1 protein-coding gene is annotated in these 601 nt (G+C 51.4%); it reads right to left on the reverse strand.

The genetic code is table 11. The annotated features are described in order from the left end of the window. On the reverse strand, nt 1–601 hold a 601-nt coding region (locus AC1DRQ_RS32050), incomplete at both ends, for a condensation domain-containing protein (RefSeq protein WP_477430284.1).

The raw sequence follows: 601 nt of genomic DNA on the forward strand, positions 1-601 counted from the left end.
CTCATATAATAACTGTTCACGCTCCTGCTCGCTCAGGATCTCGATATCACCGATGCGCTGTTCGCTATCCGATACTACCGCTCTCAGCAAACGCTCATAATGATCCAGCATGCGCTCCATCGTTTCAGGACGGTAAAGATCCCTGCAATACGTCAGGCCCAGATGAAGACCCCCTAATGATTCCATTATATCCAAACTGATATCCAGCTGTGCGTTTACCAAGCCGGTGCCCTCCGCTTCCAGCACTACTGCCCCAAGGTCAAGCGCTCCACCGCCGGGTGCATTCTGTAAAGCGAACTTTACCTGGAATAAGGGACTGCGGCTCAGGTCACGCTCCACGCCCAGGATCTCTACTATCTTCTCGAACGGGATCTCCTGGTGCTCATATGCCTCCAGTGTCGTCTTACGTACAGATCCCAGCAACTCCCGGTAACTCATATCACTGCTCAGCTCACTCCGCAATACCAGCGTATTGATGAAAAAACCGATCATCCCTTCCGTCTCCTGCTGCTGGCGACCTGCTATCGGACTCCCTACACTGATATCACCCTGACCCGTATAACGGTATAATAAGATCTTAAACAAACTCAGCAGGCTCATA

The sequence above is a fragment of the Mucilaginibacter sp. P4_E8 genome, assembly GCF_056401495.1.